The organism is Labilithrix luteola (assembly GCF_001263205.1).
GTDB classification, from domain to species: Bacteria; Myxococcota_A; Polyangia; order Polyangiales; family Polyangiaceae; genus Labilithrix; species Labilithrix luteola.
Genome location: NZ_CP012333.1, coordinates 6812214 through 6831156, shown reverse-complemented (window position 1 = coordinate 6831156; position 18943 = coordinate 6812214). Strand labels below are relative to the sequence as shown.

17 protein-coding genes are annotated in these 18943 nt (G+C 65.2%); 5 read left to right on the top strand and 12 right to left on the bottom strand.

The window, feature by feature from the left end; translation table 11 throughout:
* Positions 1 to 24 precede the first annotated feature (24 nt).
* From AKJ09_RS29640 to AKJ09_RS29605, 9 genes are all read right to left on the bottom strand, one after another.
* Positions 25 to 951 carry an NHL repeat-containing protein gene (locus AKJ09_RS29640; protein ID WP_146651225.1) on the bottom strand — a complete coding sequence of 309 codons (927 nt, stop codon included), beginning with the start codon at positions 949 to 951 and terminating at the stop codon, positions 25 to 27.
* Entirely contained in the window at positions 948 to 2354 is a 1407-nt protein-coding gene (locus tag AKJ09_RS29635; protein WP_169927974.1) for an RCC1 domain-containing protein, read from the bottom strand. Before AKJ09_RS29635 ends, AKJ09_RS29640 begins: the two co-directional genes overlap by 4 nt.
* Positions 2351 to 3568, bottom strand: coding sequence for a hypothetical protein (locus tag AKJ09_RS53400; RefSeq protein ID WP_169927973.1), 1218 nt, complete (start codon positions 3566 to 3568; stop codon positions 2351 to 2353). The genes AKJ09_RS29635 and AKJ09_RS53400 overlap by 4 nt, the downstream gene beginning before the upstream one ends.
* Positions 3565 to 4716, bottom strand: coding sequence for a beta propeller repeat protein (locus AKJ09_RS29630; RefSeq protein ID WP_146651223.1), 1152 nt, complete (start codon positions 4714 to 4716; stop codon positions 3565 to 3567). Before AKJ09_RS29630 ends, AKJ09_RS53400 begins: the two co-directional genes overlap by 4 nt.
* Positions 4717 to 4727: 11 nt before the next feature.
* On the bottom strand, positions 4728 to 5867 hold the full coding sequence (locus tag AKJ09_RS29625; RefSeq protein ID WP_146651222.1) for a hypothetical protein: 1140 nt from the start codon (positions 5865 to 5867) through the stop codon (positions 4728 to 4730).
* Positions 5864 to 6616 (bottom strand): hypothetical protein, encoded by a 753-nt coding sequence (locus AKJ09_RS29620; protein WP_146651221.1) that lies wholly within the window; start codon positions 6614 to 6616, stop codon positions 5864 to 5866. Before AKJ09_RS29620 ends, AKJ09_RS29625 begins: the two co-directional genes overlap by 4 nt.
* Positions 6613 to 7137, bottom strand: a complete 525-nt coding sequence (locus tag AKJ09_RS29615) for an RNA polymerase sigma factor (protein WP_169927972.1) — start codon at positions 7135 to 7137, stop codon at positions 6613 to 6615. The genes AKJ09_RS29620 and AKJ09_RS29615 overlap by 4 nt, the downstream gene beginning before the upstream one ends.
* 119 nt (positions 7138 to 7256) lie before the next feature.
* Positions 7257 to 8303, bottom strand: a complete 1047-nt coding sequence (locus tag AKJ09_RS29610) for a hypothetical protein (protein WP_146651219.1) — start codon at positions 8301 to 8303, stop codon at positions 7257 to 7259.
* Between the two features lie 161 nt (positions 8304 to 8464).
* Positions 8465 to 8947 carry a type VI secretion system tube protein Hcp gene (locus tag AKJ09_RS29605; protein WP_146651218.1) on the bottom strand — a complete coding sequence of 161 codons (483 nt, stop codon included), beginning with the start codon at positions 8945 to 8947 and terminating at the stop codon, positions 8465 to 8467.
* A 285-nt stretch (positions 8948 to 9232) separates the two neighbouring features.
* On the opposite strand from AKJ09_RS29605, the gene AKJ09_RS29600 reads away from it, so the two are divergent.
* Together AKJ09_RS29600 and AKJ09_RS29595 are read left to right on the top strand one after the other, a co-directional pair.
* Positions 9233 to 9538, top strand: coding sequence for a hypothetical protein (locus AKJ09_RS29600; protein WP_146651217.1), 306 nt, complete (start codon positions 9233 to 9235; stop codon positions 9536 to 9538).
* A gap of 148 nt (positions 9539 to 9686) precedes the next feature.
* Positions 9687 to 10724: an ankyrin repeat domain-containing protein gene (locus AKJ09_RS29595; RefSeq protein WP_169927971.1), complete on the top strand. Its 1038-nt coding sequence runs from the start codon at positions 9687 to 9689 to the stop codon at positions 10722 to 10724.
* Between the two features lie 15 nt (positions 10725 to 10739).
* On the opposite strand, the gene AKJ09_RS29590 is transcribed toward AKJ09_RS29595, so the two are convergent.
* Positions 10740 to 11597, bottom strand: coding sequence for a hypothetical protein (locus AKJ09_RS29590; RefSeq protein ID WP_146651215.1), 858 nt, complete (start codon positions 11595 to 11597; stop codon positions 10740 to 10742).
* A gap of 671 nt (positions 11598 to 12268) precedes the next feature.
* Here AKJ09_RS29590 and AKJ09_RS29585 point away from each other — a divergent pair.
* On the top strand, positions 12269 to 13081 hold the full coding sequence (locus AKJ09_RS29585) for a hypothetical protein (protein WP_146651214.1): 813 nt from the start codon (positions 12269 to 12271) through the stop codon (positions 13079 to 13081).
* Positions 13082 to 13161: 80 nt separating this feature from the next.
* Here AKJ09_RS29585 and AKJ09_RS29580 read toward each other — a convergent pair whose 3' ends face one another.
* On the bottom strand, positions 13162 to 16326 hold the full coding sequence (locus tag AKJ09_RS29580) for an efflux RND transporter permease subunit (RefSeq protein WP_146651213.1): 3165 nt from the start codon (positions 16324 to 16326) through the stop codon (positions 13162 to 13164).
* 18 nt (positions 16327 to 16344) lie between these two features.
* Positions 16345 to 17463, bottom strand: coding sequence for an efflux RND transporter periplasmic adaptor subunit (locus tag AKJ09_RS29575; RefSeq protein WP_205633835.1), 1119 nt, complete (start codon positions 17461 to 17463; stop codon positions 16345 to 16347).
* 382 nt (positions 17464 to 17845) lie between these two features.
* On the opposite strand from AKJ09_RS29575, the gene AKJ09_RS29570 reads away from it, so the two are divergent.
* Positions 17846 to 18334 (top strand): MarR family winged helix-turn-helix transcriptional regulator, encoded by a 489-nt coding sequence (locus AKJ09_RS29570; protein ID WP_240488629.1) that lies wholly within the window; start codon positions 17846 to 17848, stop codon positions 18332 to 18334.
* A gap of 48 nt (positions 18335 to 18382) precedes the next feature.
* Positions 18383 to 18937, top strand: coding sequence for an SOS response-associated peptidase (locus AKJ09_RS29565; protein WP_169927969.1), 555 nt, complete (start codon positions 18383 to 18385; stop codon positions 18935 to 18937).
* Positions 18938 to 18943: the final 6 nt, after the last annotated feature.

Genomic DNA, 18943 nt, shown 5'->3' with positions numbered 1-18943 from the left:
GCCCGCGCGGTGGCAGCCTCTCGGTCAGCGCGGGGGTTCGGTCGGGGCACACGTCGACGAGCCTGCGCCGACGACGAGCATCCCCGTGTCCTCGATCATCACAGTCGAGGTGTCCGTGGCCGGCGAATAGCGCGTCACGGTCGTGCGCCCGTTGTGCGTGCCGGTAAAGAGCCAGAAGTCACCGCCCCATTGGGCGAAGGCCCAGCCCGCTCCGATGTCCGCGTCCGGGCGGTAGGTCTCGACGATGCCGCCTGTCACCTTGTCCAGGCGAACGATGCGATTGCCGGTCTGCACGAACGCGTAGAGCGTGCCAGCTCCCGTACCCGTGAGCTCACCGAAACCCGGACTCGACGTGCCGACCACAGAGACATCGAAGGTCGAAAGATCGAGGCGTCCGAGGGCGTCGCCGGCCAGATAGAGCGTCTCGCTGAGCGGCGCGCCGCCGTCCGCGTCGTCCTTGGCGAATCCCATCCCGAACGTCAGAAAGCCGTGCTGACCGGGGCGATACGCCGTGGCCTCGCAGCTCGCGTCCTTCGTACTGACCTTGAAGATGCGTCCGTCGTCGTACTCTATCCACGCCGTGCCGCGGCGATCCACCGCCATCGAGAACGTATTACCCGACGTCGGACACACGAGCCGGCCGATGCTCGTGAACACGAGCGACACGGGATCGAATCGAAAGAGCTCATTTCCCTTCTGGGAAAGGACATAAATGAGTTTGTTTTCGTCGGCACAATCGACGAGCGGCGCGAGCCTGTCGGCGCCGCCATCGTCACCAGCTTCGGCCGACGCGTCGACGAACGAGTTCACGGGCGGAGGCTCGTCTTTCGCCACGTCGAATCCGTCGCGCACGGGCGAGCAGTGCAGCGTCCAGGCGCTGGCTGCCGCCACCATCGCGACGACCAGAATCCCCTTTTGCTCCGACATGGTTTTCCAGAGATTCGTCGTCATTGGGAGAAGCTCACGCGCGAAGGAGTCGGATGGGGTTGGCTGTCGGCCGTGCCCAGGCCGAGCTGGCCGCGGTCGTTGGTTCCCCAGCATTCGACGGCACCGCTCCGAAGCAATGCGCACATCGTATTGGAGCCCGCGGCAAGCGAGACGACCGCACCACCAAAACCGTCGATTCGCGTTGGGACCGGACGAATCGTATTCGGTTTCACGCTCGGACCGAGGATTCCGGTCACGCCCGTATTGCCCCAGCAGTACACCCGCCCGCTCGCGAAGACGGCGCACGTATTCAAGGGGCTGGTCGCGATGCTGGCGGGAATGTCGTGCTCACTCGTCGACGCGTCCATTTCGTCGTCCGCCACGTCGCCAGCGATGCTCTTGCCCGGCAGATACGCGAGATCTTCGAAGGAGCCGCGGCCGAGCTGTCCATTGGAATTCGCTCCCCAGCATTCGACGAATCGCCCCGCGACGGCACACGAATGCCAGAACGTGGTCGCGATACTGCGAACGCCGGAGAGCAATGGAACGAGCATCGGTTTTTCGTTCGGGTCCTCGGACGTATCGCGACCGAGCATGAAGTTCTCGCTGCCGAAGGCAGTGTTCGCCCCCCAAGACATGACGTTCCCGTTCGCATCGAGAGCGAACGTTCGCCCAACCCCGGCGACGACGGAGGACACGGGGCGTCCCAGAAGCGAAGCCTTGGCCGGCGCCGCCATGGTCCACGGTTCGGAGGCCCCGCGCCCGAGCTCGCGGTACTCGTTGGTGCCCCAGCAACTGAGCGAACCGTCGGTCGTGGTGACGCACGCGTAGCGCGAGCCGAGCGAGAGAGTCGACGACGACGGGACCGCGTCCTGCTTGGTTGGAGACGGAACCGCGCCGAACGGCGGCAAGCCTTCGGCGGTGTCGGGGAGGACGCCGGCACGGACGAGATCCGCCGATCCCCAGCAGTACACGCTGCCGTCGCTCGTCCGAGCGCAGGCATTGTCGCTCGTGATTCCGACGTGGGTGACGCCGCTGATCCCCGAGACGACGAGCGGTCTCGTGACCACGCCGTTCATCGGGTCGGCGCCGAGCTGGCCGCTGTCGTTCGCTCCCCAGCACGCAACACGTCCGTCCTGGAAGACGGCACAGAAGCTATCGCTTCCGCCCGCGATCGACGTCACGCAAGGGTTCGTCTCGCACACCACTGCAAGGTCCGGCACGACGAATGGATCGTCCGCTTCGCGCGCATCACCATCCGTCGCAGCATCGCCCGTCGTGACGTCGTCCCCGCTCGAATCGACCACGCCCGCATCGCCGACGCCGCGAGCGGGCACTCCATCGCCGGATTCTTCCGACGAGCATGCGAACGCGGTCGTCGCGAGCGCCGCGACCAGCACGAGACAGCAAAGGAAGCGCTTCCTCACGGTGCACCTCCCGTCGTCGAGGAGACACGATGAAGCGCCACGCCCGTTCCGACGGCCCAAATGTCTCCTGCCGGCCCGCCGTGCACGGCATTCAGATCTCGCCACATCGGCTTGTCTCCGACCGCGAGACGCGAAATCTTCCAGGACGTCCCGTCCCAGTGTCGAACCGCACCTGCACGGCCCACGACCCATACGTCGCTTTCGCTGCTTCCCCAGATACCGCGCATCGAGGTCGTGGCGTTGCTTGGAACCTCGGTCCACTGGACGCTGCCGTCCGTGTCCGCCACTCCGCGGAAGTTCGTGCCGCCGGCGCCGATCGTCCAGATCGGGCCAGAGCTCGCTTGCCACACGGCGTCGAGCGCAGCAGAACCGGCATTTGCCGTCGTCAGCAGCTGTGACCACGAATATTTGTTCGCAATATCCGTCGGCGCGCCTCGCAAGACGACACCGCTACCGAACAGGTCACCCGACATCATTCCCGCAATCCAGACGGACTTGTCAGCCATTGGCCAGAACGAATTCAGAATACGGAACGACGAGTCGTTGATGGGTATCGTCGTCCACTTCAATGTCGGCCCGGCACCGGGCGCATCGGGGGGAACCGACAAGACGCCGTGGCGTAGGTAGTGGGAACCGAAGCGCGTGCCGTAGATCCAGAGGTCGTTCGGCCCATCTCCTCGGATGACCTCCAGCGACGGCGACGTCCCCGGATCGAAATCGATCCGCGACCAGGCGAAAGGCTCACCGATCGCGGCGCGCGTCCCGTGAACGAGCCGATAGCCGTATTGCGCGACGCCCCAGAGATCATTCGGCGTGGTCGCCCATAGACTCGTCAGGCCCTCGGCGTCGGGTGCGTCGACCGCCGACCATGCGGCACCGTCCCAGTGAATCAGCTGCGAAGCGGTCGCGGCAATCGCGTCGTTCGATGCGAAGCTCCACACGGCCGTGAGGTCGACGCCATCGGTCGGGAGCTGCGTTCTGCACCATCCATCGGCGCTGCAGTTCCCCGCGTCCGGCACGTCGACGTCTTCCCTACCCGCATCCGAAACGTCGGGAGCAGCGTCGGGCGACACGGCTCGGGCGTCGTCCGCCGCGTCGACGAACGAAGGCGTCCCCGAATCGTGCGTCTCCGACGGCTCGGCTCCATCGGCCGAGCAATGGACGAGAGCCAACGCCAGAAGCCCCGCGAGGCTCGAAGAGAGAAGCACTCTCATGGTGTCATTCCAGGCAAAAGCTTCGTTCCCTTGTGGAGGACGGCGTCGAGACCGACCGCCCAAACGTCGTCCGGCCCGGACAGCCACAGACCGAAGAGGTCGGTCACCTTGGTCTTCGGGTCGAGCTCGACGAGCGACCAGACGGAGCCATCCCAGTGAGCGAGCGTTCCGTCGTTGCCCGCGACCCAGAGATCCGTCGCTGACGCGCCAGCGATTGCGCGCAAGCTCGCAAGCGTCGGGAACGGCACGGGCGTGACGGAGATCGTGCCGTCGGCCTGCCGGCTGAAGCGACGCACGATGCCGCCGCCCCCCACGGCCCAAACCTCACCGTTCGGTGCGCTCCACAGCGCATGAAGCGGTAGCGACGTGAGGCTGTCCACCACCTTCCACGACGTCGCTTCTCCACGCCAGCCGGAAGACCACCGCGTCTTGCCCCCTTCGCCAACGACCCATACGTCACCGCTCGCCGTCGTGAGAACGGCATTGAACGAAGGTTCGCGATCCCAGGGATTCGCACCGGGCGTCGTGATGCTCGGCACCCACGCGGGCGCGCCGGACGACCAACCGCCGCAATGCCATACCGTGGGCTGAGCGAGGGATTCGAGAAAGGGGCCGACGGCCCATACGTCAGTCGAGCTCCGTCCGGCCATCCCATAGACGGGCGCCGTCCACGGCGGCAGGCCGCCGGACGACATGACCTCGCCGCGCCTCCAGGCGGAAGCGCTCGATTCGCCCGTCACGTTATGCCAGAGGGCATCGCCGGTGCTGAAGGTCCAGATGTCCTTCGGTCCGCTGCCCCACACGCCGAACAACGTCTGATTCGAATTCATCCTGGAAATATCGAATCTCGTTCCATTCCAATGAACGGCAATGTCGGGACTACCCACGAGCCAGACATCATCCGGGCCGGACCCCCACACGGCGTTGAACGACTGCGGCCCTTCGAGCGACAGTCGAACGGCGCACCATCGACCGTCCGTGCAGGCTTCGAGGGCTGCCGCGTCCGGTTCGGCGATGACCGTGTTCGCGTCAGGCGCGCCGCCGTCGGCATGTGGGTCGGAGCTTGCCGACACATTCGAGCCGTCCTCGGCCGCGCAACTCGTGACGCCGCACACGAACGGCGCGCTCGCCAGAATCGAAAGAATCATGCAACGAGATTTCAATTGAGGGCTCCCGCATCGCAAGGCTGCGTGAGGCACTTGCCGGCAACACAAGGCTGGCCGGCAGCGACGTCACACGAAGTCGTGCACGAACCGCAATGCAAAGCATCCAGCGTGGTATCGACCTCGCAGCCGTTCTCGAGTCGACCGTCGCAGTCAGCATAACCGACGGCACACGCATAGGAGCAGCGACCTTGCTTGCAGACCGGACTTCCCGCGAGGCTGGACAGCCCGGGACACACGTTCCCGCATGCCCCGCAGTTGCGCACGTCGCTCTGTAGGTCCACGCAGGCGTGATCGCAGCGCGTGGTCCCCGGGTCGCAGAGGCACTTGCCGTCCGAGCAAATCTGCTCGTCCTTGCAGGTCGTCCCGCAACTTCCACAGTGCTTCGTATCGTCGTTCGTGAAGACCTCGCAGCCGTCGCGGCAAAAGTCCTTGTTGCAGTCACTGCGTCCTGCGGTGCACGTCGTCTTGCACTGCGAGTCGACGCAGGCGACGGAGGCTCCGTCCGGAATCACGCCTTCGCCACAGCTCCAACCGATGCTCTCCGTCGGAGCGGCCCCGCACGCACGGCCGCAAGCGCCACAGTTGTCGTCGTCGTCACGAAGATCGACGCACTTGCCGTTGCAGTTCGTCTTCCCGGAGGGACAGCCACACGCGCCCTTCCAGCAAATCTCACCCGGGGAACACGCCTTTCCACAGGCACCGCAGTTGAGGGGATCGGATTCGAGCCGCGCCTCGCAACCATTGTCGATGAGCTTGTCGCAATCGCCGAAGTCCTTGCGACAGAGCATCTGGCAGCGCCCCGTTGCGCAGATGAAGAATGCCTTGAGCTCGTCGGACTCGGCCGGACACTGCTCGTCGCACGAGCCACAATGATTCACGTCATTGTCGAGATTCGTGGTGCAGAGTCCCGACTTGTCCAAACAGGTGGCAAACGGCGCAGGACAATCGAACGCCTTGCACATCATGACGTCGACCGGCGCCTCGCCTTCGGTACCCGCATCCGACTTCGTGAAAGCCGGTGGTTCGGACGCGCCGTCGACGCCCGCGCGCAGCCTCTCCGAGCATGCCGTCGAGACGGCGATCGCGACGACGGAGGCGCTGAGAATCGCTCCGAATCTATTTCCGTTTCTCATGGTGCGGCACAATCGAGGCGTTGGAGGTGAGACGAGGCCGGCGCGAGCTTCTCGAGCTCCGCACGCGCGCGGCGCGCTTTCGAAAGATCCCCGAGAGCACAGAGTGCGAGAACCTGAAGCGTCATGCGCTCTTCACGGAGCGCGCCTCGAGGAAAGCGCTCCGCGTGCGAGTCGAGCGTGACGAGTGCGTCGGATGGCGAGCCGTCGCGCAGGGACTTTTGCGCCGCGCGAACGAGAGCGACCTCCTCGGCGATTCCCCCCGGCTGCCGGGTCGCCGCTCCGCTCGAGGGAGAGTTCGTAGTGCGCGTGCTGGCCGTCTTCTTCGGGTCGGCCGGTGCATCCGGGAAGGCATCTGGCAGCGCCGAAATCGACACCGTGGTGCTCGCGGGCGCGGATGGAGGACTCTCGCGTTCGGAGAGAACGACGGTCGACGGGTCGACCGCTGCGCTCGGCGTCTGCGCTTCGTGAGCCGAAGTGAGCGAGCGGATGCCCGCGATAGTGAACAAGCTCAGGGCTGCGAGGCCCGTGACCACGCCCCACGGGCTCCGGAGGAACGCACGCCCAGGGGACGGACTCGTCGTGAATGAAGCGTTGCCGTTGGGCCCTGGGCCCTCGCGCCCCGCGTCGGGATCGCGCCGAAGCCGCGCGTCGATGCCCGCGCGCGCGGCGTTTGCCGAGCTCGTGCTTGGTCCCCAGCCTTTGCGCGCCGTCTCGAAGAGGGCGCGTTCCTTCGGAGAGAGCTTGCTCACGCCCCGCCTGCTTCCGTGAGCGGTGCGTTCTCGTCGAACAGTCGCCGGAATTGCTCTCGCGCGAGGCGGAGTCGTGAATAGACGGTATTGACGTTGATACCGAAGATTTCGGCGAGCTCCGTCGCCTTCATCTCTTCGATATCCATGAGCACGAGCACCATGCGTTTCTCCGAATCCATTCGATCGAGGACGCGCTCCAGTGTCCGGATCGTCTCGCTGCGTACGACGACTTCGAAGGGTCCGTCGGCGTTGTCGGGAATGGCCTCGTCGATGAGCTCGTGCGGCGCATTTGCCTTCACTCGCCTTCGCTCGTTGGCGGCTACCCACGTCGCGACGCGAAACAGCCACGTGCGAATGTCGCTACGCCCCTCGAATTCGGAGAGCCGTCGATGAACGACGACGAAGACCTCCTGGACGGCGTCGTCGATGGCCCAGGTCGGAAGCTCGAGCGTGCGTAGCACCCTCCAGACGAAGGGCAGGTATCTCTCGTAAACCTCGTCGAACGTCGGTCGCGACTGCACGACGGAAACCGGACGCTCCTCGGGTGTCGGTCCGGCCTGTTCAGCCGGCGAAGCGCTCGGAACGAACGGTCGCTGCACTCGGGTTAGTGTCGACGCTCGAAAGAATCATCACTACGTCCTCAAAAGAAACGCACGTCGAGTCCGAGAAAACCTCGGACCCCGACGGGAGCCGGCTCGAACACGGTCCCGAAGCGCTCGATGTACACCGTCGGCGCGCCGAGCGGGCGAACGAACGAGACTCCGACGACGGGCGAGACCATCCGCTCGTGAAGCACCCTCGCACTCAACGTCGCCGTCGCAGCCGTCCACAGTCCGGTCGCTTCCTCCGACTGCTCGAGACGCACGCCGCTCGTCCTCGCGACGCCGAGCTCGCCCCCGAGACAGGTGCGAACGTCGATGGCGAGCGGCAACGCCCGCAAGCAGGCGTGCGCGGAGACAGTCGACAGGCTCACATACGCGCCCGCGCTTCCGCCCCGAGGCCCGCTGACGGTGAACTGCTCCTGGTAGACGGTCCCTTGGGCCTCGAACGCCAACGCACCTCGGGCCACCGCCACGAACGGTCCCACGCCCAGCGCCGCGCGCGGCAGAGCTCCGTTGTCCAGCGTGATTCGCGCGCCAGCGTGGACATTGAGGCGCGCCGGCCCTGGAGGGGCTGCAGTTGGCGATTCGTGTCGAGCCGCGGCCCGCGCATCGGCTTTTGGAAGAGCTTTATCGTTCGGAGCGGCGCCAAGATCGGCCGTGGCCGGCGCGCCCGCGACGTTCCGGGGCGGCTCTTCCTCCAGCGCGTCGGTTGGCGACGGGTCCAAGAGCAGATTCGGGTTGAGGTCGAGCGCCAGGATGAGGGCTGCTGCGTCGACGAGGTGCGAGCAATCGTCGTCGTTCAGCGCCCGCGCATTCGCTTCGCTTCCCCGCACGACGAAGTCGAGCCGATAGCGAAGTTCGCCAGCCTTTCGCGACGACGTGACCCGCCCTCGCGCCGCGACGACACGCTCGCTCGGGCCTCGCGGAGCCCCGACGAGGGCCCCGACACGCGCGACCAGCTCGTCTCGTGATGGGCACTCCGCCGGGGCGGACCACTCGATCGTCAGACGCCGATCAGCGTTGGGCGGTCCCGCCTGTCCAAACGCTGGACACTCGACGCCCACAGCGGCTGGAACGAGCCACATCGCTCGGAGTAGCGCAGCATGCTTCCTGCGCCGCGATGACATTCGTGCGAGCTTACTCGCTTCCGCTTCGAGTGGTTGCGTTCACCGCAAACGGGCGTGGTGGACGCGACACCTTTCGCACCGGCCACGACGCCTGCGCCGTGAGCGCCCGGAGCCGTCGCTCAGTTTCGAGCGCCGAGGTCGTCCGCAGCCATGTTGCCTTTGACCGTGAACTCGATGCGCTGGAAGCTGAAACAGATCTCTTCGAGATCCTTGCCCTCGGCCCCGCCGACCAATCCGTAGCTGGCGACGCCTGCGTTGGTGAGCTTCATGCGACTGCCGTTCGAGATGTCGAGGGTCACGGTCTTGAACGACTCATTCGTCACGGCGGCCTGGAAGAACGTCACGCTCGTTGCTCCCGTCTGTCGATAGACGCAGACGGGTGAATGCTGGCGACGCCCCGTGGCGAGCCCGGAGCTCGCATCCCGCGGCGTCTTGAGCTCGTACTTCACGCCGATGAATCTCTCCGCGGGAATCTTGCTCCTCGTCGCCTCCACGGTGAGCGTCCCGTCGAGCGCGAAGGCCATCGCCGGAGCGACGAGCACAGCGAGACCAGAGACGAGACCTGCCACCGAGCGAACCAGCGTGCGTGCGGAGCTGTGCATGAGCTCACGCTACGAAGATCGAGCGAATTGGCAACAATCGGACCGGTCCCCCAAAGGGATGACGGACGACGCCCCCTCGAACGCACATACACCTCCGAATCCCGAGAGCGGGATGGTAAGTCGCCTTGGTCAGAATACTGACCGGAACGTCCTTGGCACGGTGCAATTCGCCCGACGTGTGAGCGAAGTCCGCATCCGGCAAGGAGATTGCTTTGCGGCCGCACCATGATCACGCCGCGGCCGCGACCGACCATCCGACGTGTACGACCTGCGCCCGAGTCCCCCGTGAAGCCTGCGGCCGTTCCTCGACTCTCGGACGATACCGACGAGACTCCGACTGCGGTGACCGTTCTCGAGCCGGCAGACGTCAAACAGCTCATGGATCTTGCCGAGAGAAACGCGAAACCGTCGGCGGTCCCGCCCCCGTTGCCGGAGCGAAAGCCAGAGCCGCCGCGAACCAAGAGCGGACTCCGCATGCGTGTGCGTCCGGAGGAGATGGCGGTCGAGGTCGACCTGGAAACACTGAAGCCGGCCATCGAGGTCGCCCGTGTCGATTCGGTGGTTCCTCCCGCTACGAAGGTCGCGACGTAACGGCTCGCCCACAGTTCGGATTTGCTCGAAGACGGAAGACGGAGGGCGCTACTGCGGCGACCACTTGCGTCGACCGGCGCAAGTCTGTCGCGAACTCCGTGTGACTATTCAATCAGCGCAACCGAGTTGCGCTGTAGCATCGTCCGCCGTGCCTATCGCGAATGCGTTCGAGCCCGCCGAAACCGGCAACGTCGAAGCCCTCCTCGCCGCGCTGAAGAGCGGCGCGCCCATCGAGACCGGTGGTGACCGCGGAGATAGCCCGCTCATCGGCGCAGCCGGTCGCGGTCATCTCGCATGTGTCGAGGTCCTCATCGCCCACGGCGCGAAGCTGGATCACGCGAACGATGGGGGTGCCACCGCGCTCATCGCAGCCGCGCATCGCGGTCATGCCGAGGTCGTCGCTGCGCTCGCCTCCGCCGGGGCGAACGTGGAGCACATGAACGATGCGGGCGTGACCGCACTCTTCGCGTGCCTGAAGAATCCGAACCTGGAGGCCGACAAGAGCCTCGCCGTCGCTCGAGCGCTCCTCGCCGGGAAGGCCAATCCGAATCAATCCACGCGATCGGGCAAGCTCCCGCTCGGGGCCTCGAAAACCGCCGCCATCGCCGAGCTGCTCGTCGACGCCGGCGCCGCGATCGACTCCAAAGATTCCGACGGCAAGACGGCCCTTCACCACGCCGCGCGTGACGGGGCTGGCGAGGTCGTCGTGTGGTTGCTCGGCCGCGGAGCTTCCGCGGACGTGGTCGACAGCGACGGTGCAACGCCTCTCGTCGAGGGCGTAAAAGGGCTCGCCTTCGCCAAGGCCCTCGACGCGTTCGTTGCGCTCGCGAAGGCAACGACGCTACGAGGAAGCAAAGGCTACCGCGGACAGACCGCGCTCTCGATGGCCGCCGAGGCCGGAGAGGCCGGCGTCGTCCAAGCGCTTCTCGGCGACGGCGCAGAGCTCGAAATCGGCGACAACGCGGGCATGACGCCCCTCATCTGGGCGGCGTACCGCAATCACGCGCAGGTCGTCGAATTGCTCCTCCGTGCGGGTGCCAAGAAGAACACGCAGGACAACGACGGCCTGACCGCGCGCGGTCACGTCGAAAAGGCCATCGCCACTCCTCCGAAGGTCTCGCGATTGCGCAAAACCCCGGCCGAGCCCGTCGACCGGAATCAGGTCTTGGCGCTCTTGGAAGACTGACGCGCGTTACGCGTATCAACGACAGTTCGCCATCCCATACGCGAGAACCCAATCGGGGTGAATCGCGTCGGGCCCCGTCTCGAATTCGCCCTTTCGGGTGATCCGGCCGTCGGTGGTGGATACGAAATAGTATTCATGGTGGTGCATGCACCCCGATGGGCAATCGCCCGAGGCGTCGTCGAAGACGTAGTGGAACACGTCGTCCGCCTCGCGCGTGGCGCAGACCCTCGGACCGTCCAAGCCCCCGGCGCCGCTGTTGGCGCGGCGAATGGATGGCAATTGCTCGTACAACGCCCTCATCATCTTCGGGGCATAGCGACCATTCAACCAACCGCTCGCGGACTGCCACCCCTGCGAGTAGTGACTGAAGGTCGGCTTGTCCCAGCCGTACCGCGCATGGAGGCAATCCCACGCGTGGTAAGCTCCGCTCTCCATCGCTTCGATGGTCGACGCGTCGTCGACCGTGAGACTCACGACGGGAACGAACTTCTGACCGCGCACCGAACTCAGCTCTGGTTCGTGCGCGCGGATGGCGGCCAGGTCTCGCCGAATACGCTCGTACGACGCGGACGTCGCCGTGAACGTCCCGTCGACGAGAAGCGCGAGGGCTTCGGCTTCTTCGTCTGCACGCGGCGTCAGCGCGAGCTCCTCGTCCGTACCCGGAAGGCCGGTGCATGACGCAGGAGTCGTCACGTCACGTCGGCTCGTGTCCGGAGGAAGCGACTCGGCAACCCACGAGCCGTCGAGCGCCGGTGTAGCGGACTCTTCGACCTGGCCGCACGAGACGATCCCGAACGCGGCGAAGGTCAGACCGGCAGCAACACGACAGAACGAGAACGGACGGTGGCGTGCATCGAAGGCAATCGACCCCATGGCGGCGAGGCCTCACCATGGGCTCATCCTCCTGCCCAATTCAAGCCTCATTCGCCGATTCGATACGAAGGGAACGCGCGCCGTGTACCGCGGAGCGCGGCGTCGACACCGCAACGCGCATCTAGCTAGACGCGCTGGTCTCGGGCGCCTGCTCGTCGAGCGAACGGCGTTCGAGACTACGCGGATCCGGTCGGAGCTCCGCCAGCGCCCTCAGGATGCGGGCGCGCCATTCCTCGTGCTCCTTCGTGCTCGCTACGCTGGACATGGGCGCGCACTGATGCACGTTCGGTGCCGCTGTCCGTCGCCCCGGCCGAGATGTCGCTTTCCGTGTGTTCGCCATGCATCGAGCCCACGATTTCCGGGGCGCGAGCGTCCAATCGGTCGATTTCGCGACACTCGGACTGTCCGTCGACAGACGGCGGATGCCGGACATCGATACAGCACACGCGAGCAAGCGAGACTGTTTGCCTCGATGACGGCCGACCTTCGTCTCGAGCATGCAAGGTCGGACCTCGTCGCGGGCTCGAGCCGCCAGATGCCCCGTCCATGACCGGCGCCGGAGTCGTGAATGGACGGACAGAGTCGGAGAAATCCGCGGTGGGCAGCGCGCACGGCCGATTGCAGCGAGATCGACGATCTGATGAATTGGAGCTGCAGAAGCGAGGTCCAGCGTGCACGATTCTTGGTCGAGTCTCGTTGGGAACATTCTCACGCCGGCGCGCCCGCGCCTCGAGGCATGCCTTCGGGCGCGTGAGGAGCACGTCGAAACGCGACGCGTCCTCGGCCAAAGGCGAGCGAAGCGGATCGCCGAGTGCGAGGCTCGCCTCGTCGCTGCGCGCGAGGAGGTTTTTGCCGCCCACGACGGTGTGGTGACGGCCCGCATGACGGATCTCGAACGCGAGTGGCGAGCGCTCGCGCGTCAGGATCCCGACAACGGCTTGATGGATCTCTGGGCACGCATCGCGCCCGCGTCTTGGCTGGATCGCAAGCGATGGCGTGACAGTGATCGGGCAGCGCAGCTCGACAGCGCGATTGCCCTCGCAAGCGACGCGGCCGCCGTCGACGAGGCGGAGCGCGCAGTCGACGTCCTGCGCTCGTCGCTGGCAGAGAGCGGGATGATCATCGGCCGACGAACCAAGTGGCACCCCGCGGACCAGGACTACGCAGGCACCGTCGAGCTCCTTGCGAGCCCCGTCGCGAGGGCGCGTGAGGCTCTCGCGACGCGCGAGGGTGAGCGCATGGTCGTCGCGCGGGCGCATCGATGCGCCGAAGAAGTATCCGCCGTCGTTCTCGAACGATTCTCCGATCGACAGGTCCTCGCCGGTGCGGTCGGACATGCCGCATTCGTCGATCATCTCTGGCGTGCGGCACGTCTTCCCGAACGAGCCAACCCGGCAGCGGCGCTCCATGCGCTCTGGAAGACCGGGTATGTCCTCCGGACAATCGAGGCACGCGACGTAGTCCTCGCGATCCCGCCGCTCTGAGCACGAAATCGATACACGAAGAGCGTCGCCCCTTTCGAGACGACGCTCTCGTGCAGAGTCGACCGCTCAGTCTGCGGCGTTCACTCCGCGGCCGAAGCCGATGACGCAACGTCGTGTGCGACCAGGTCTTCGTCGTCCTCCACCTTCGGCTTCTTGAATCGCTCGCGCAGACTCTCGAAGGCCACGTAGAGAACCGGGATCAAGTAAAGGTTCACCAGCGTCGAGACGACCATGCCGAAGACGACGGCTGTACCGAGCGAGTGACGCGCGGCCTGTCCCGCACCGGAAGCAACGACGAGCGGGAAGATCCCGAGGATGAACGCGAGCGATGTCATGAGAATCGGTCGCAGGCGAGTCTCGGCCGACTCGCGTGCGGCTTCGACGATCGAGCGACCGCGTTGACGCAGCTGATTGGCGAACTCGACGATCAAGATGGCGTTCTTGCTGGCGAGTCCGACGAGCATGAGCAGACCGACCTGACAGAACACGTCGTTCTCGAGACCGCGCACGAGCTGCCCCAAGAGTGCGCCGAGGATGGCCACAGGCACACCGAGGAGCACGATGAACGGCAGCGCGAAGCTCTCGTACTGAGCCGCGAGCACCAGGAACACGACGAAGAGGCCGAGGCCGAAGATGATCGCGGTCTGCGATCCTGCTTCCAGTTCCTCGCGTGAAAGGCCCGACCACTCGAAGGACATGCCGCCCGGGAGATTCTCCTTGGCGAGCTTCTCCATGCTGGCCATCGCCTGACCCGTGCTGCGCCCCTTCGCCGGCGAGCCGACGATCTCCGCCGATCGGTACAGGTTGTAGTGATTGATGATCTGCGGGGCGACCGCCTCGTGCACGTCGACCAAGCTGGCCAAGGGCACCATGTCGCCCGTGTCCGAGCGAACGTAGAACTCCTTGATGTTGCGTGGCTCGGCGCGGAAGCGCGCGTCCGCCTGGACGTAGACGCGATACGAGCGATTCGAAAAGTCGAAATCGTTGACGTATTGCGATCCCATGTAGACGGAGAGCGTCGAGAAAACCTCTTCGAGTCGAACACGGAGCGACTTGGCCTTCTCGCGGTCGACCTCGACGACGAGCTGCGGGTCATTCGCCGTGAACTGCGAGAAGAGCCCCTTCAGCTGCTTCGTATCGGCATTGCCCTGCCCGACCATGCCCCAGGTCGCTCCCGCGAGCTCCTGGATGTCGACCCCCGTTCGATCGAGGACCTCGAACTGGAAGCCGCCGTAGTTGCCGACGCCCTGGATAGGAGGCGGCGCGAAAGGCAGGACGAAGCCATCGGTGAGGCCCATGAGCGTGCCCCGCACGCGCTCGATCACGGCGGACGCGCTGTGCTCTTTGCCTTTGCGCTCCGCATAATCCTTCAACGGAACGAACACGATTCCCTTGTTCGGAGCGTTGCCGGCAAAGCTGAATCCGCTCAGTACGAACGTGTTCTGCACTTCGGGCTGCGCCGAGAGAATCTTCTCGACGCGCTTGGCGACTTCGTTCGTGGCATCGACCGAGGCGCCTTCCGGCGTCTGGACCGCGACGATGAAGTAGCCCTGGTCTTCTTCGGGCACGAAGCCCGAGGGGACCTTCAGACTGACGAAGTACGTGGCTGCGAGCGCGGCCACGAACACGCCGGTAGCGACGAGTCGGAAGCGCAGCGTGGAGGCGACCGAGCTTGCATACTTGCGTCGCACGGCCTCGATGACGCGCTCCACCGCGGTGAAGAATTTGCCGGGCGTGGTGTGGCGTTCGAGAAGGATGGCGCAAAGCGCAGGCGTCAGCGTGAGCGCATTGAATGCCGAGATGGCGACGGAGATCGCGATCGTCAGCGAGAACTGCTTGTAGATGCGCCCCGTCGTACCTGGGAAGAACGCCACCGGAACGAAGACCGCGACCAGGACGAGCGAGGTCGCGATGACGGCGCCCGCGACTTCGCCCATCGCCTCCCCCGCGGCGCGCTTCGGGCTCATCCCCTTTTCGCGGATGAATCGCTCGATGTTCTCGATGACGACGATCGCGTCGTCGACTACGAGGCCCGTGGCGAGCGTGATTCCGAAGAGCGTGAGCGTGTTGATGCTGAAGCCCAAGAGCTTCACGAAGGCGAACGTTCCGACGAGCGAGACCGGGATCGTGATCGCCGGAATGATCGTGCTCCGCACGCTTCCGAGGAAGAGGAAGATGACGAGAACGACGAGCACGATCGCTTCGGCGAGCGTCTCGAGGACCTCGTGAACCGAGTCGCGCACGAACGGCGTGGTGTCGAAGGCGACCTCGTAGCGAAGGCCGGGCGGAAAGCTCTTGGCGAGCTGGGCGAGCTGCTTCTTCGAGCGGTCGCCGACGTCGAGCGCGTTGGCCGTGGGCAGCTGGAGAACACCGATACCAACCGCGGTCTTGCCGTTGTGTCGCGTGATCGTCGAGTAATCCTCGGCGCCGAGCTCGGCACGGCCGACGTCTTTCAGCTGGACGAGCGTGCCGTCGTCGCCGGACTTGAGGACCATGCGGCCGAAGTCGCCTTCGTCTTTCAGGCGTCCGGAGGCACGAACGCTGAAGGTGTAGGACTGCCCGGGCGGCGCCGGCTGCTGGCCGATCTGACCGGCCGCGACTTGCAGGTTCTGCTCCTGCAACGCGTGCACGACGTCACTTGCGGTCAGTTTGCGCGCAGCCAGCCGAACGGGATCGAGCCAGACGCGCATCGAGTATTTGCGTTCGCCGAACAACTGCACGTCGCCCATGCCCTCGACGCGTTTCAAGCCATCGACGATGTAGCGATCGGCGTAGTTGCTTATGAACACCGAATCGTATTCACCGTGTTCGGCGAAGAGGGCAAACGCGAGGACGAATGCGCTCGAGTTCTTCTTCACCGTCACGCCGGTGACCTTGACCTCGTTCGGCAGGCGACCGAGTGCTTGCTGCACGCGATTCTGCACGTCGACGGCGGCCAGATCGGGATCGCGCCCGATTTCGAAGGTCACGATGATGTTGGAGACGCCGTCGTTCGAGCTCGTCGACGAGATGTATTTCATCCCTTCGACGCCGTTGATTTGCTGCTCGAGCGGCGTGGTAACGGCGGATTCGACGACCGACGCACTCGCGCCGTTGTACATCGCCGTAACCGTCACCTGCGGAGGTGCAAGTTGCGGATATTGGGCAATCGGCAACGACGGAATGCTGATAGCCCCTGCCAGAACGATGAGAAGCGAGCACACGGCCGCGAACACCGGCCGGCGCAGAAAGAATTGGACGAACACGTGGAGTCCTCCTCGTGATCAGGGCTTTTCGGCGACGATCGCTGCGCCGTTGCGAAGCTTCTGGATGCCCGCGGCGACGTAGTGGTCGCCCGCCTTGAGGCCTTCTTTTACTACGATGTCGTTGGCGAGGATGTCGCCGAGCTTCACCGGGACTTGCGCCGCGGTCTGCGGCTCCCCCTGCTTGGCGGCATCCTTCGCGACATAGAGAAAGGTCTGGCCGTTGAGACGTGTGATGCTCGTCACCGGCACGCGGACCCCGGGTTCGCTCGACCATACGAGTCGCGCCCGAAGGAATTGCTGCGCGCGAAGGACGTTCTTCTCTTTCGATTCGAGCTCGACCTTCACGAGAATCGATTGGGTCGCAGGATCGATGCGCGGCGACACGAACGTGACCTTGCCCTTGTCGACGATGGCCCCGGTCGAGTCGAGGACCTTTGCCTCGAGATCCTGCCGGAGCCGCCGCGAGTCTTCGACGGGCACCGACACCCACGCCTCGAGCGCGGTGTTCGGATCGTCGACCGTGGTGATGAGCGTGGAGGGCGTGACGAGGTCGCCGACCTTCACCGGCACGTCGCCCACGGTTCCCGCGAAAGGAGCACCGACTCGGTAGTATTGGAGCTCGACCGTCTGCGCCTGGAGCGTCGCCTGCGTTTGCTGGAGGCTTCGTTCGGCACTCGACACGCCGGCCTTCTGCGCGAGGATCTGCCGGTCGATCGAGGCAAAGTCCGCCCGCGCGCCTTCGAGAGCCGCAAGCGATTGGTCCTCGGATTGCTGCGAGACGACGTTGCTCTTCCTCAGTTCCGTCGTCCGCTTGTATTCGTCTTCGGCGAGCTTCAGAGCCGCCGCTTTGCCCTTCCGCGAGGCTTCGAGCTGCTCGAGGGTCGCCTTGCCTCGATCGAGCTCCGCCGCGGCGATCCCGGAAGCCGCGACGGCGCTGTTCGTCGTCGCCTGCTGGCGCTTCGGATCGATTTGAACGAGTTGCGCGCCCTCCGTGACCGCCTCGCCTGGTTTGACGAGGATCCGCGCCACGTACCCTTCGACTTGCGGACGAATCTCCACCGAACGGCGCGAGCGAATGGTCGCGATGTAGTCCGAGTATTCGTCGATCGACGACGGATCCGCCGTCGCGATCTTCACGGGAACCGCGCCTCCTTGCTGCGCGGCCTGGCTATCGCCACATGCGACGAGACCGGCGCTCGCCGCGACCAAAGCCAACACTCCCCCCAACGAGCTCACCCGTACGGGTGCCAAGAAGCGAGCCACGAGACGTGCCTTTCTGCGGCCAACCAGGACCCCGACCCACGAGCCCCAAAGGGGTGAGGCCAGCCACCTGGCGGCACAGTAGGCAGATACTTGATAGTGTCAATCATCGACCCTACGTTTATTTGAGGCCATCAAGCATTTGGTTCGGAGGTCATCCGTCGCCTGCGATTGGCTACTGCGGCGACCACTTGCGCGGACTCCGTTTGACGATTCAATCAGCGCAACGGTGTTGCGCTGTATGATTGGAGCGCTCGCCGTGAAGCTCGTGAAAGCAGCCAAGAAAAGGACGCCCACCAAGAAGGTCGACACCTCCAAGGCGGAAAGCATCTGCCGCATGGAGAGAGAGCGCGCCGTGTGGACGAAGATGCACGGCTTCGTCACGGCAAGACCGGAGCCCTACCAGCGAGAGTGCGGTGAGTGCGTGATCACGGTTCCTCAGGCCACGCTCCTGAGAACGATGGATCCCGAAACACCGTCTCCGATGACAGCGCTGGCAACGGCGCTCGGATGCCATGCATCGAACGTCACGGGGCTCGTCGATCGCCTCGAAGAGCAAGGACTCGTCGAGCGGCGACCGTCCGAGGCCGATCGCCGGGTCAAGCACGTGAGCCTCACGCCGAAGGGCGTGGAAGCGCGGGCGAACCTGTACGACGCGCTGTACATGGCACCTCCGGAGCTCGCGGAGCTCTCCGAGGAGGAGCTTGCGGTTCTCGAGACGGTGATGGGCAAGCTCCAGAAGGCGTGAACCGCACGCCGCACGCTCACCCCACGCTCCCGCGGTATGCTTCGGCGCATGTGCGGACGCGCCACGCTGACGGTGACTCCTGACGAGCTGCGCGAGACCTTCGAGCTCGCCGACCTCCCGGAGGACATGCCTCCGCGCTTCAACATCGCGCCCACGCAGCCGCTGCCCGTCATTCGTACGCCAGGACATCTCGAGCTCATGCCGTGGGGCACGAAGGAACGGCGCACCATCAACGTTCGCGCCGAACGCGTGACCACAAAGCCGGAGAACCGATGCCTCGTCGTGCTCGATGGTTTCTACGAGTGGCGTGATTCGGACAAACAGCCCTTCTACTTCCACCGCAAAGACGGGAAGCCCTTCGCGATGGGCGGCGTGGTCATCGGCAAGGGAGCGGCCATCGTCACCACCGAGCCATTGCCCGAAATTGCCGAGGTCCACGATCGAATGCCGCTCGTCTTGACCCCAGGCGATTGGCGCCGCTGGCTCGACGGGAAGTCCGCCGCACCGACGCTGAGCGGATTCGAGAGCTTCGCGGTATCGAAGGCCGTCAACAGCCCGAAGAACGACGACCCGCGCTGCATCGAGCGCGTCGACCCGCGCTGAGTTCGA

What these genes read in the sequence shown, in the direction of transcription:
- AKJ09_RS29640 (WP_146651225.1), bottom strand. Translation starts at nt 951, where the DNA reads ATGACGACGAATCTCTGGAAAACCATGTCGGAGCAAAAGGGGATTCTG.
- AKJ09_RS53400 (WP_169927973.1), bottom strand. Translation starts at nt 3,568, where the DNA reads ATGAGAGTGCTTCTCTCTTCGAGCCTCGCGGGGCTTCTGGCGTTGGCT.
- AKJ09_RS29630 (WP_146651223.1), bottom strand. Translation starts at nt 4,716, where the DNA reads ATGATTCTTTCGATTCTGGCGAGCGCGCCGTTCGTGTGCGGCGTCACG.
- AKJ09_RS29625 (WP_146651222.1), bottom strand. Translation starts at nt 5,867, where the DNA reads ATGAGAAACGGAAATAGATTCGGAGCGATTCTCAGCGCCTCCGTCGTC.
- AKJ09_RS29610 (WP_146651219.1), bottom strand. Translation starts at nt 8,303, where the DNA reads ATGTGGCTCGTTCCAGCCGCTGTGGGCGTCGAGTGTCCAGCGTTTGGA.
- AKJ09_RS29605 (WP_146651218.1), bottom strand. Translation starts at nt 8,947, where the DNA reads ATGCACAGCTCCGCACGCACGCTGGTTCGCTCGGTGGCAGGTCTCGTC.
- AKJ09_RS29590 (WP_146651215.1), bottom strand. Translation starts at nt 11,597, where the DNA reads ATGGGGTCGATTGCCTTCGATGCACGCCACCGTCCGTTCTCGTTCTGT.
- AKJ09_RS29565 (WP_169927969.1), top strand. Translation starts at nt 18,383, where the DNA reads ATGTGCGGACGCGCCACGCTGACGGTGACTCCTGACGAGCTGCGCGAG.